9 protein-coding genes are annotated in these 13,124 nt (G+C 45.8%); 8 read left to right on the top strand and 1 reads right to left on the bottom strand.

Annotated elements, in window-relative coordinates:
* Window positions 1-50: 50 nt before the first annotated feature.
* From KI655_RS11630 to KI655_RS11595, 8 genes are all read left to right on the top strand, one after another.
* Window positions 51-2,318, top strand: coding sequence for a patatin-like phospholipase family protein (locus KI655_RS11630; protein ID WP_306416377.1), 2,268 nt, complete (start codon window positions 51-53; stop codon window positions 2,316-2,318).
* A 272-nt stretch (window positions 2,319-2,590) separates the two neighbouring features.
* Window positions 2,591-5,179: a bifunctional aconitate hydratase 2/2-methylisocitrate dehydratase gene (gene acnB, locus KI655_RS11625; protein WP_285405068.1), complete on the top strand. Its 2,589-nt coding sequence runs from the start codon at window positions 2,591-2,593 to the stop codon at window positions 5,177-5,179.
* Window positions 5,180-5,331: 152 nt separating this feature from the next.
* Window positions 5,332-5,700 carry a YacL family protein gene (locus KI655_RS11620; protein ID WP_285405066.1) on the top strand — a complete coding sequence of 123 codons (369 nt, stop codon included), beginning with the start codon at window positions 5,332-5,334 and terminating at the stop codon, window positions 5,698-5,700.
* A 214-nt stretch (window positions 5,701-5,914) separates the two neighbouring features.
* Entirely contained in the window at window positions 5,915-6,253 is a 339-nt protein-coding gene (gene glnK, locus KI655_RS11615; RefSeq protein ID WP_004738200.1) for a P-II family nitrogen regulator, read from the top strand.
* Window positions 6,254-6,278: 25 nt separating this feature from the next.
* On the top strand, window positions 6,279-7,508 hold the full coding sequence (locus tag KI655_RS11610; RefSeq protein ID WP_285405002.1) for an ammonium transporter: 1,230 nt from the start codon (window positions 6,279-6,281) through the stop codon (window positions 7,506-7,508).
* A 147-nt stretch (window positions 7,509-7,655) separates the two neighbouring features.
* Window positions 7,656-8,672 carry a Fe(3+) ABC transporter substrate-binding protein gene (locus KI655_RS11605; protein ID WP_285405000.1) on the top strand — a complete coding sequence of 339 codons (1,017 nt, stop codon included), beginning with the start codon at window positions 7,656-7,658 and terminating at the stop codon, window positions 8,670-8,672.
* A gap of 248 nt (window positions 8,673-8,920) precedes the next feature.
* The gene (locus KI655_RS11600; protein ID WP_285404998.1) at window positions 8,921-10,546 is read left to right on the top strand and encodes an iron ABC transporter permease; all 1,626 of its coding nucleotides are present in this window, start codon (window positions 8,921-8,923) and stop codon (window positions 10,544-10,546) included.
* On the top strand, window positions 10,546-11,574 hold the full coding sequence (locus KI655_RS11595) for an ABC transporter ATP-binding protein (protein ID WP_285404996.1): 1,029 nt from the start codon (window positions 10,546-10,548) through the stop codon (window positions 11,572-11,574). The genes KI655_RS11600 and KI655_RS11595 overlap by 1 nt, the downstream gene beginning before the upstream one ends.
* 125 nt (window positions 11,575-11,699) lie before the next feature.
* Here KI655_RS11595 and KI655_RS11590 read toward each other — a convergent pair whose 3' ends face one another.
* Complete coding sequence (locus KI655_RS11590; protein ID WP_285404995.1) at window positions 11,700-13,112, bottom strand: phosphoglucomutase/phosphomannomutase family protein; 1,413 nt, start codon at window positions 13,110-13,112, stop codon at window positions 11,700-11,702.
* Window positions 13,113-13,124 lie beyond the last annotated feature (12 nt).

Genomic DNA, 13,124 nt, shown 5'->3' with positions numbered 1-13,124 from the left:
GGCTGAGTCGTGGCTTGGGTGTCGTTGGGGTAGTATTTTGTACACAGGTATTGGCTGACAATGTGGTTGAGCCTACTGACAAAACACAGGCTCAACAGAAAACACGCCCAAGCGTTGCTGTGGTTCTGGCTGGTGGTGGTGCGAAAGGTGCAGCACACATTGGCGTGCTTAAAGCGCTTGAAGAGATGCAGATCCCAGTCGACTACGTTACGGGTACCAGTATGGGCGCCTATGTAGGTGGCCTTTATGCTACGGGTATGAGCGCCGATGAGATTGAAAGCTTTATCTATTCCGTGGATTGGAACAAAGGCTATCGCGATAGGGTAAACCGTAGTGATCGACGCGTCCGCGACAAAGAGTATGAAGACCGTTACCAGTTAACCACGGATTTGGGGTTACGCTGGGGAGAAGTGCGCGCGCCAACGGGCGTTGTACAAGGTCAGAACATGCTACGTATTCTGCGTGAGACCACGGGTAACTTATCACCACTGGAATCGTTTGATGATCTCGCTATTCCTTATCGCTCAGTCGCGACCGATATCATCGAACTTGAAGAGGTCGTGATCGATAAAGGCCAACTTGTTGATGCCATGATGTCGAGTATGTCGGTTCCGGGTGCACTGCCGCCTTATGAAGTCGATGGGCGGATGCTGGTGGACGGTGGTGTCATCAATAATATGCCAGTTGATGTTGCGCGTGCTATGGGCGCGGATATTGTCATTGCAGTCGATATAAGTACCAACTACAAAGAGGAAGAGGAGTTTACCAACCTTTTCACCGTCGCAGATCAGCTCTCGAACTACTTGGTACGCCGCAGCACCCAACAACAAGCGGAAACCCTGACCGAGGAAGATGTGTTTCTAAGACCTGATGTCGGTCAAATGGAAACCACCGAGTTCGATAAGATGCCCGGCGCCTATGAAGCGGGTTACGAAGTGGCTTACCAATTTGAAGAACAGCTTCGTGGTCTCTCGATGAGCTCTGCACAATATCAAGACTATGTTGAAGACAAACAAATAGCGCGCCGCAAGCTTAAGCATGGTGACCAAACAGTGGTCGATGAAGTAGTAATCAACAACAACAGCCACTATTCCGACAAGTTGATTGAGAACCGTCTTAATCTGCAAGCTGGTCAGGTACTTAAAACCAGCCAAATTGAAACCAGTGTACAGAACCTATACGCCCTAGATCGCTTTGAGCTGATCACTTATGAATTCGATAATATCGACGGGCAAGATCAACTGATCGTTGATGTGAATGAAAAAGGCTGGGGACCAAACTACCTTAACTTCCGTTTCTTCTTAGAAGATGACTTTGCGACCGAAAGCCAGTATTCGATCGGGATGTCAGCGAACTTTACAGACATTAATGAACATGGTGCTGAGCTGCGAACTAATCTGGAAATGGGCACCGATAAGCGTATCGAAGCGGAGTTGTTTTCTCCTTTCTTCTCTCAGCAAAAGCTCTTCACCTCTTTGTCGTACGTTTACAGCAATCAAAAGCGTAACCTTCCGGCCAACATTGATGAGATTGAAGAGCCTTCATTGGATGTGACACAAGATTTCGTCTCTATGACTTACAAAGAGAACATCGGCGAGTTAGCTCTGGGGTATCAACCGACGCTATGGCAAGAGTTTAAAGTGGGTGCGCGCTACACAGATGGAGAGATTGAGGTCTCGTCATTGCCTTCTTTAGGTGGTGGTGCTTATCAGCGCCTTGGCGGTTTTATGAGTTATCGCTTAGATACGCTCGATAATTTCAGCTTGCCGACCAAGGGTTACTTTGTCGATTTACAATACTTGGTCTCTCACGATGAGTTTGATTCAGATACCGCGATATCCAATCCAAACTTAGTTGAAGAGAGCGACACGGTTTATGAATTCTCGGCGAATTTGATGGCCGCTCAAAGCTATCAACGCCATACTTTGGTCGCAAAGCTCGATTACGGTATTGTTGAAAGCAAAAACTCGGTTTTCCCAATTGATCCCAAAGAGCTGGGTGGTTTCCTGAGCCTATCGGGGATACCGCGTGACAGCTTGCTTGGACAGAACCTCGCGTTCACCAGTTTAGTGTATCGCTATAAATGGTTTGAGAACGACTTTGGTTTGTTTGAATCCCCGTTCTATATAGGTGCATCGATTGAGCATGGTGGTGTGTGGTCGAACAATGATCTGAAAATCAATGAGGCTCCACTGTATACCGCAGGTTCTCTATTTGCCGGCGTAGACTCACCGATTGGGCCAATCATTTTGGCGTATGGTATGACAGAAGATAACTACAATTCTGTTTACCTCATCATCGGAACGTCATATAAATAACCATGCGAGAAATAGTGATACTGGTGACTAATTAGGCAAAAATAGTGGGACTTTCGTCTTAACTTGCTATGTTGGTCAAAATGATAAGATTTTAATTAATCGTTAAATTTGCTATTATACCGCCCACAGTTTGGCCTCTCTGATGCCGATCATCAATACAAATTGAATGACGAAAATGGCAATGGAGAGCCAAGTTTCCAAGGATGTTCACCGCTTTATTTTACTAACAATTATGAAGGAAGGTGGTGGACCGCAATGAGAGGAAAAAAGTCGTGCTTGAAGCCTACCGTAAACACGTCGAAGAACGTGCTGCCGAAGGAGTTGTTCCAAAACCACTAGATGCCGAGCAGGTTGCTGGCCTAGTTGAACTTCTAAAGAACCCACCTCAAGGTGAAGAAGAGTTTATTCTTGACCTACTAGAAAATCGCATTCCACCGGGTGTAGATGAAGCAGCATATGTTAAAGCTGGTTTCTTAACAGCTATCACCAAGGGCGAAGTATCATCACCACTTGTTAGCAAAGCAAAAGCTGCGGAACTGCTTGGCACAATGCAGGGTGGTTACAACATTGAGTCGTTGATTACACTTCTTGATGATGCAGAGCTTGCTCCTATTGCTGTTAAAGCACTGTCGCACACGTTACTGATGTTTGATGCTTTCTATGATGTAGAAGAGAAGGCCAAGGCAGGTAATGCTTCAGCACAACAAGTACTTCAATCTTGGGCAGACGCTGATTGGTTTACTTCAAAAGAGAAAGTTGCTGAAAAAATCACAGTAAAAGTATTCAAAGTCACTGGTGAAACCAACACCGATGACCTATCTCCAGCACCTGATGCATGGTCTCGTCCAGACATTCCAGTACACGCGAAAGCGATGCTGAAAATGGAACGCGATGGCATCAATCCAGATCAACCTGGTACGGTTGGCCCTATCACTCAAATCGAAGAACTGCAAAAAGACGGCATCCAGCTTGCTTATGTAGGTGATGTTGTTGGTACGGGTTCATCTCGTAAATCAGCAACTAACTCTGTGCTTTGGTTCATGGGTGAAGACATCCCATTCGTACCGAACAAACGCACTGGCGGTGTTTGTCTAGGCGGTAAAATTGCACCAATCTTCTACAACACAATGGAAGATTCAGGCGCACTACCGATTGAGCTAGATGTGCAAAACATGAACATGGGCGATGTTATCGACATCTTCCCATACGAAGGTGTTGTACGTAAGAGCGGTGAGGAGATCTCAAGCTTTGAACTAAGCAAAGTATTGCTTGATGAAGTTCGTGCTGGTGGCCGTATTCCATTGATCATCGGTCGTGGTCTAACAAGCCGTGCTCGTGCTTCTCTTGGTCTAGAAGAAACAGACCTGTTTGCTAAGCCAGTTGATCCGTCGGCATCTGACAAAGGCTACACACTAGCTCAGAAGATGGTTGGTAAAGCATGCGGTGTTGAAGGCGTTCGCGCGGGTCAATACTGCGAGCCTAAGATGACAACAGTAGGCTCTCAAGATACAACGGGTCCAATGACGCGTGATGAGCTTAAAGACCTTGCGTGTCTTGGCTTCTCTGCAGACCTAGTAATGCAGTCTTTCTGTCACACCTCTGCATACCCGAAACCAGTTGATGTAAACACGCACCACACGCTACCTGATTTCATCATGAACCGTGCCGGTGTTTCACTACGTCCTGGTGATGGTGTTATCCACTCATGGCTAAACCGTATGCTTCTACCTGATACTGTAGGTACAGGTGGTGACTCGCATACTCGTTTCCCTCTAGGTATTTCATTCCCAGCAGGTTCTGGCCTGGTCGCATTCGCAGCAGCAACAGGTGTTATGCCTCTTGATATGCCAGAATCTATCTTGGTTCGCTTTAAAGGTGAAATGCAACCGGGTATCACACTACGTGACCTAGTACATGCAATCCCTCTATACGGCATTAAGCAAGGTCTACTTACTGTTGAGAAAGCAGGTAAGATCAACGAATTCTCTGGTCGCGTACTAGAAATCGAAGGTGTTGAGCATCTATCTGTTGAGCAAGCATTCGAGCTTTCTGATGCGTCTGCTGAGCGTTCAGCGGCAGGTTGTACAGTTAAGCTGTCTCAAGAGTCTATCGAAGAGTACCTAAACTCAAACATCGTTATGCTTAAGTGGATGATCGCTGAAGGCTACGGTGATGTACGTACTATCGAACGTCGTATTACAGCAATGGAAGAGTGGCTAGCGAACCCTGAATTGCTGTCTGCTGATTCAGATGCTGAATACGCTCACGTTATCGAAATCGACCTTGCTGACATCGACCAACCAATCCTATGTGCACCAAACGATCCAGATGATGCTCGTCTTCTTTCTGACGTTCAAGGCACTGAGATTCAAGAGGTGTTCATCGGTTCTTGTATGACCAACATCGGCCACTTCCGTGCTGCTGGTAAGATGCTTGAAGAGTTCAACGGCTCGCTAAGCACTCGTCTATGGGTGGCTCCGCCAACTAAGATGGATAAAGACCAGCTAACAGAAGAAGGCTACTACGGTATCTTCGGTCGTGCTGGGGTTCGTATCGAAACTCCGGGTTGTTCTCTATGTATGGGTAACCAAGCGCGTGTTGCAGACAAGTCGACAGTAATGTCTACCTCTACTCGTAACTTCCCGAACCGTTTGGGTACAGGTGCGAACGTTTACCTAGCGTCTGCTGAGCTTTCTGCGGTTGGTGCAATCTTGGGTCGCATTCCAACCAAGGAAGAGTACCTAGAGTACGCGGATAAGATTAACGCAACGGCTGCGGATACATACCGTTACCTGAACTTCCATAAAATGGGTCAGTACACGGAAAAAGCGGATACGGTTATCTTCCAAGAACCAGCTTAATCGCTGACTGGATAAATAACTGATTAAACGCCTTCTATTCGTAGAAGGCGTTTTTTTATGTCTGAATACCGGGCGACTCGACCTATTAAGCTCTTCGCTATATACTCTCGCCTCATTTTTAACCCTGTCTGCAGTTATTGCGTGGAGCCACTATGGAATTCGAATTTACAAGAAACACTCTAATGGGTGAGTACTACGTGAAATGCAGTATGGGGCATGAAATTGTTGGGCGCTGGCTTCAAGAAGAGATTGGTAAAGACAAGAGTAAGATCGATCAGGTGTTGGCGCTTGTCGAGCGTTCACGTACCAACTTTAGCAATGAGCTCTCGATGGTCGGCAAAGAGATCACATTATCAATCAATGAAGATGAAGTGACGATCCAAGAAAATGTGCTAGGGCATGACTACGAGATGGAAGAGGGCAGTGAGTTCGACTTCTATAACTGTGAGAGCCAAGCAAGCTGTGGAATTGACGACTTCGAGTTGCTAATCGAACGTTGGGTGGATTTCCTAGGGCTCTAAAATCCCGAATAGAGCGTATTGCCCAAATATAGAGCAAATCGATGTTAACGCATTAAGATAGTGAAAAGGTCGCACCATTATGGTGCGGCCTTTTTTTGTTATAGAGGCTGAATAAATACTAAGCTCTTAATTATCAATGGTTTAACTTTTTGGCACGCTACTTGGATTATAGAAAGAGTATTAACGGACTAATTGAAAAATCTAAGGAACGATTATGAAACTCATCAATGCCATAGTGAAACCATTCAAATTAGACGACGTGAGAGAAGCCCTATCTGATGTCGGTATCGAAGGTATGACTGTATCAGAAGTTAAAGGTTTTGGTCGTCAAAAAGGCCACACTGAGCTTTATCGCGGTGCGGAATATCAAGTTGATTTCCTTCCAAAAGTAAAACTAGAGATCGCGACTCAAGCAGAGAATGTAGACCGTGTTGTTGAAGCGATTAGCCAAGCAGCTCACACCGGTAAAATTGGTGACGGTAAGATTTTTGTGTATGACCTGAGCCAAGCGGTACGTATCCGTACTGGTGAAATGGACGCAGAAGCACTTTAAGAATTCAAGGACTGGAGAATTTAATATGGAACTTTTAACAACAGTAACGGAATTACGTTACGCACTAGACACTTTTTTCTTCCTCATTTCAGGTGCGTTAGTAATGTGGATGGCAGCAGGCTTTGCCATGCTTGAGGCTGGTCTTGTACGTTCAAAGAACACAACTGAGATCCTAACTAAAAACGTATGTCTGTATGCGATTGCATGTACGACTTACCTAGTTGTTGGCTACAACATTATGTACGTAGACAACGGTGAAGGCGGTTGGCTGCCATCTTTTGGTGCATTGATTGGCACACAAGGTGAAGGCGCAGACCACTCTCTAGAGTCTGACTTCTTCTTCCAAGTAGTATTCGTTGCAACAGCAATGTCAGTGGTATCTGGTGCGGTTGCTGAGCGTATGAAGCTTTGGTCATTCCTAATCTTCTCTGTTGTTCTAACGGCGTTCATCTACCCGATGGAAGGTTACTGGACATGGGGCGGCGGTTTCCTATCTGAAGCTGGTTTTAGTGACTTCGCAGGTTCAGGTATCGTACACATGGCAGGTGCAGCAGCAGCTCTAGCCGGCGTACTTCTACTAGGTGCCCGTAAAGGTAAATACGGTAAGAACGGTGAAATCTACCCAATTCCTGGTTCAAACATGCCACTAGCAACATTAGGTACATTCATCCTATGGTTCGGTTGGTTCGGCTTCAACGGCGGTTCTCAACTAATGGTATCGGATTTCGAGAATGCGACAGCGGTTGGTCAAATCTTCCTTAACACCAACGCAGCAGCAGCGGCAGGTGCAATCGCAGCGCTACTAGTATGTAAAACAACTTGGGGTAAAGCAGACCTAACAATGGTATTGAACGGTGCGCTGGCTGGTCTTGTTGCAATCACAGCAGACCCTCTATCTCCATCGCCTCTATTCGCAGTGGCTATCGGTTCGGTTTCTGGTGCACTAGTCGTGTTCAGCATCATCGCTCTAGACAAAGCTAAGATTGATGACCCAGTTGGTGCTATCTCAGTACACGGTGTGTGTGGTTTCTTCGGTCTGATGGCTGTGCCACTAAGCAACGCTGACGCAACATTTGGTGCTCAACTATTCGGTGCTGCAGTTATCTTTGCTTGGGTATTCGGTGCAAGTCTAGCGGTATGGGCTGTACTAAAAGCAACAATTGGTATCCGCGTAAGCGAAGAAGAAGAGCTAGAAGGTATGGACATGCACGACTGTGGTGTTGGTGCTTACCCAGAGTTCGTATCTGTGAAGTAATATTTACAAAGATTTACACTTAACCTACTTGAAACCTGCTCGGATGAGCAGGTTTTTTTGATCTTTAACGTTGTGTTTCATTAGTTGTTAAATATAATAATGAAACTGATAAATATTATCATTTGTATGTCAAAAAGGATTGAACCAATGAAAAAATTGCTAACTCTTTCTGCTTTAGCTTGCGCAACTATCGCACCTACAGCGGCAATCGCTGCAGAAGAAGTAAACGTATACTCTTACCGTCAACCTTTCCTTGTTGAGCCTATGTTCAACGAGTTCACGAAAGAAACTGGCATTAAAGTAAACGTTAAGTTCGCAAAGAAAGGTCTAGCAGAGAAGCTAGCTCAAGAAGGCGAGTACAGCCCAGCTGACGTTATCCTAACTGTGGATATCAGCCGTCTTTCTGAGCTAACTAAGCAAGGTCTAGTTCAATCTGTTGAAAGTGACGTACTAGAGAAGAACATCCCAGCTCAGTACCAAGATACTGACAACGAGTGGTTCGCTCTAACAACTCGTACACGTAGCGTTTACTCTTCACGTGACCGTGTTGGCCGTCTAGGTGAAGATTTCACTTACGCTGACCTAGCTAAGCCAGAATTCAAAGGCAAAATCTGTACTCGTAGCGGTAAGCACCCTTACAACGTATCTCTAGTTTCTTCTATGATCGCTCATAAAGGCGAAGCAGAAACGAAAGAGTGGCTAGAAGGCGTTAAAGCTAACCTAGCTCGTAAGCCTCAAGGTAACGACCGTGCACAAGTTAAAGCGATCAAAGAAGGTCTATGTGACGTTTCTCTTGGTAACAGCTACTACCTAGGTAAGATGGTTAACGATAAAGAGCAAAAAGCTTGGGCTGACGCTGTTTACATCAACTTCCCTAACCAAGAGACGACTGGTACTCACGTAAACATCTCTGGTATGGCTATGGCTAAGTTCTCTCCAAACAAAGAGAACGCTGTTAAGCTTATGGAATTCCTAGCAGGTAACACTGCACAAGGTATGTACGCTGAAGTGAACTACGAGTACCCAGTAAAAGCTGACGTTAAGCCATCTGAGCTTGTAGCATCTTGGGGTGAGTTCAAAGCAGATACAATTTCTCTAGACGAGATTGCTAACCACCACGAAGCGGCAATCAAACTTCTAGACGAAGTTAAATTCGACCTTTAATTTCATTAATGTAGGCTTCGGCCTAGATTGATTAACAACCTCAAGTTCCTACTTCAAGGGCTTGGGGTTGTTTTGTTTTTAAGCAAGTCACTTTTTGATACAAAGCAACGCCCAGAACTGCGGAGTTCTGAGCTTCGATCCTTGAAGTCATAGGGTGATATCGGTATAACTAGCCTTAGTTTTTAAAAGGATATGAGATGTATTTTCAAACGCATTTTCGAGTTATCCCTCTCCGTTGTAATTAAGCGATGAAACAAAAGAATTATATATGGAACGCCAGTAGTGGAGCGATCGCTTTGCTGCTGGTTTTTCCGATCTTAGCTATATTCACAACCGCTGTTGGCGAAACAGATGAGTTGTTCTCTCATCTAATGTCTACGGTGATGCCGACCTATGCCTACAATACGGTGGTGCTGGTGTTCGGAACCATGTGCTTGTCTTTGGTGTTTGGTATACCTTCCGCTTGGATCATGGCAATGTGCCGTATTCCGGGCGAGCGTGTCCTCCAATGGGCATTAGTGTTGCCGCTAGCTATGCCGGGTTACATCGTTGGTTACATCTTTACCGATTGGTTTGATTTTGCGGGCCCAGTACAGATCTTACTGCGTGATATCACAGGGTGGGGGCCGGGCGAATACTGGTTCCCAGACATTCGAACCTTAAGCGGCGCAATCATTGTGCTCTCCTTGGTTCTATACCCTTATGTTTACCTGCTATGTCGTGCCGCGTTTATGGAGCAAAACGTCTCTTTGCTGCAGTCTGCGCGATTGTTGAAATGCTCTCCTTGGGAAAGTTTCCGTCGTATCTCCTTGCCATTGGTACGTCCTTCTATTGCTGTTGGGCTTTCACTCGTTGCAATGGAGACCGTCGGTGATTTCGGCACGGTGAGCTATTTTGCGGTCAATACCCTGACTACAGCGGTTTACGATACTTGGTTAGGTTACTCAAGCTTAACTGCGGCAGCTAAGATTTCAGCCATCATGTTGGTGATTGTGGTCTTGTTACTGAGCTCTGAGCGTTACAGTCGCCGTAAGCAAAAACTCTTTCAAAACCAATTCAGCAGTCGTGAAGATTTTCGTTACCAACTTGTGGGTTGGAAAAAGTGGTTAGCACTGTTCTGGTGTTGGGGCTTGGTGTGTGTCGCTTTCTTGTTCCCGCTGGGGCAATTGATTATCTACGCTTACAAGTATTTTGCTCAGAGTTGGACGGCAGAGTTCCGTGAATACGCGATGAACAGCCTATATGTATCCGTTACGGCAGCTTTGATTGGTATTGTGGTTGCCTTGACCGTCAACTTTAACCAACGCGTCAATCCGAACAGAAAAAATCTCGCGTATATGCGTCTCTCCTCGATGGGCTATGCGGTACCTGGAACGGTGTTGGCGATCGGGGTTATGGTTCCGGTTCTGTTTATGGACCACTTGGTTAATGATATCGCTAAAGCGATGGAGTGGGGCCGTCCAGGACTGATTTTCTCGGGCTCTATGTTTGCGCTTATTTTTGCGATGGTAGTGCGTTTCTCTGCCGTTGCGATTGGTAGTATTGAGAGTAGCTTGAGTAAGGTCTCACCATCACTGGACATGGCTTCGAAAACCATGGGTTGTAACACCAATCAGATGTTGCGCCGAGTGCATCTGCCTTTGATTAAGCGTGGTGCTTTAATTGCAGGCCTATTGGTATTTATTGAATCAATGAAGGAGCTGAATGCTGCGCTATTACTGCGCCCATTTAACTTCGAAACATTGGCGACCTACGTCTATAACTACGCCTCGGATGAGCACTTAGAATTGGCCGCGATGCCTGCGGTATTACTGGTGTTAGTCGGGCTTCTTCCACTTATCATCGTTAACCGTTCTTTGGAGCAAAAAAGCTAATGAGTTGTGCATTATCAATTAAAGACCTGACTTGTAAGTATGAGTCTCAGACGGTGTTAGAGTCACTCTCTTTAGAGGTGGAGCATGGTGAGATTGTGTGTCTGCTTGGTGCTAGTGGTTGTGGCAAAACTACGCTGCTAAAGGCGATTGCAGGTCTACTTCCGCTGAGCAGTGGTGTAATGAATCTTAATTGCCAAACCATTGATGATGGAAAAAACTGGTTACCGCCAGAGCAACGCAACATCGGTATGATCTTTCAAGATTATGCTTTGTTTCCGCACCTGACAGTCAATCAGAATGTTGCGTTTGGCCTGCGTGGTCTATCTGAGCAAGATAAGCAAGACAAAGTTCGCGAGATGCTAGAGCTGGTTCATCTTGGTGAGTATGGCGATCGTTACCCTCACCAATTATCTGGTGGTCAGCAGCAACGTGTCGCAATTGCGCGTTCACTCGCGTATAAGCCAGATCTGCTACTACTTGATGAACCGTTTTCAAATATCGATACTCAAGTTCGACATGAGCTGATTTCTCAAATCAGAAAAATATTCAAGAAGCAGGGTGTTACCGCGATCTTTGTAACGCACAGCCGTGAAGAGGCTTTTGCCTTTGCAGATAAAATGGCGGTGATGAATCATGGTGTGATCGAGCAATATGGTTCGGCATCCGAGCTTTACTTCCACCCGTCGAGCAAATTTGTTGCTGACTTCTTAGGTGGCGGCAGCTACTTAAATGCGCAGCGTATCTCTGAACATGAATTTGAAACCAGCTTAGGCGTGGTTGAAGCCAAATCTCAAACGGAGATTGAACTAGGTAATGACTGTGAGTTGCTCCTAAGACCTCAGCATATCTTGGCTAGCTATGAGCAAGACAGTGCCATCTCTGTTCTTGAACAGCAATTTATGGGCGATCACTGTCGCTATGTGATTGAAGCTCATGGCCAAAAGCTGCTTGCGACCTCTTCGGAAGCGCTTGAAGTGGGGATGCCTGTGACAGTAAAAGTCGATACTAAAGGCGTTCTTGCTTTCTAAATTGTTTATCTAACAAACAATCTCATACGAATAAAAAAGCCCAGTACCAGACTGACTAAGTCGATACTGGGCAAGCGTTCTTCACCTATAGGGTTACATCTAGGTATGAAAACTCTCCTCGCAAATTACAAAGAGAGGAAGGCTTTCATATTTTGAAGAACACGTTCAGCAGTGTCTTTGTCTTCCATTTCCGCGAAAATGCGCAGTAACGGTTCTGTTCCTGAGAAGCGAGCGATCACCCAACCACCATTTTTGAAGTAGACTTTTGCGCCATCTTCATAGCTGACTTTTTCTATCTCATAGTCAAATTCAGGCAGTTGTTTCTCTACGTATATCTTGGTGTAGAGTGCTTCTTTTTCTGACGGTTTGAAGGTGCAGTCACCCTCTGCCGTATAAGCGTATCCATACTTTGAATAGATCTCGTCGAGCAGTTCAGAGAGCTTCTTGCCTGTCACGCTGATCATCTCAACCAGTAGGCTAGATGCGAACACGCCATCTTTACCCTTGATGTGGCCTCGAATGGTTAAACCACCGGAGCTTTCACCACCAATTAACGAGTCGTCGGCTTCCATTTGCGAGCTGATGTGCTTAAAGCCTACTGGAACCTCAAAGCTCTTTTCGCCATGGTCAGCAGCGACTTTATCGAGTAGATGCGTGGTTGCGATATTACGAACAACAGAGCCTTTCCAGCCTTTGTATTCCAGCAAGTAGTAGTAAAGTAGAAGCAGCACTTCGTTTGGGTGAATGAAGTTGCCTTTCTCATCGATAATACCTAAACGGTCGGCATCGCCGTCGGTACCAATACCGATGTCGTAACCTTCAGCCGCAACCAAGTGCTTCAAGCGATACAATGTTGCTGCGCTCGGTGAAGGCATCAAACCGCCGAAGTCTGGGTTTTTACCATCGTTGATCACATCGACATCACAACGACCATTGATAAGTACTGTCTGCAGAGCGTTTTTCGCAACACCGAACATTGGGTCAATCAAAACACGCAGATTGGCTTTCTTGATTGCCTCAATGTCGATGAAGTCGATGATTGAATCGACAAAGTCGTTCATCGGGTTGATGATTTCGATCTCTTTGTCATTCAGTGCTTGTTCAAAATCGACACGGACAACGTCTTCGCAAGTCAGAGTAGCAATTTGCTGTTCGATCTTTTCAGTGATGATCTCATCAGCATCACGACCACCCTCGATGAATACTTTGATGCCGTTGTAATCTGCTGGGTTGTGAGAGGCGGTGATACATGCCGAATAAGTACAGCCCATCTCTTTTGCTTGGAACATGACGATAGGGGTCGGAACAAACTTATCGATGAAGCTGACTTTGATGTTGTTAGCGGCTAATACTTCAGCAAACCAGCATGCGGCTTTGTCTGAAAGGAAGCGACGGTCGTAACCGATCACAAAACCGTTCTTCGCGGCATCTTCATCATTGATGATGTTAGCCAGTGCTTGAGCGACCAAGCGTACGTTATCGCGAGTGAACTCTTCGCCAATGAATGCGCGCCAACCACCCGTACCAAATTTAATCATGAGAAAATCCTT

It is taken from the genome of Vibrio sp. D404a, assembly GCF_030248535.1.
In the GTDB taxonomy this organism is placed as follows: Bacteria; Pseudomonadota; Gammaproteobacteria; order Enterobacterales; family Vibrionaceae; genus Vibrio.
This window is presented reverse-complemented; position numbering and strand designations above follow the sequence as displayed.

Coding starts and splice junctions, on each gene's coding strand:
- KI655_RS11620 (WP_285405066.1), top strand. CDS start 5,332: ATGGAATTCGAATTTACAAGAAACACTCTAATGGGTGAGTACTACGTG.
- glnK (WP_004738200.1), top strand. CDS start 5,915: ATGAAACTCATCAATGCCATAGTGAAACCATTCAAATTAGACGACGTG.
- KI655_RS11610 (WP_285405002.1), top strand. CDS start 6,279: ATGGAACTTTTAACAACAGTAACGGAATTACGTTACGCACTAGACACT.
- KI655_RS11605 (WP_285405000.1), top strand. CDS start 7,656: ATGAAAAAATTGCTAACTCTTTCTGCTTTAGCTTGCGCAACTATCGCA.
- KI655_RS11600 (WP_285404998.1), top strand. CDS start 8,921: ATGAAACAAAAGAATTATATATGGAACGCCAGTAGTGGAGCGATCGCT.
- KI655_RS11595 (WP_285404996.1), top strand. CDS start 10,546: ATGAGTTGTGCATTATCAATTAAAGACCTGACTTGTAAGTATGAGTCT.
- KI655_RS11590 (WP_285404995.1), bottom strand. CDS start 13,112: ATGATTAAATTTGGTACGGGTGGTTGGCGCGCATTCATTGGCGAAGAG.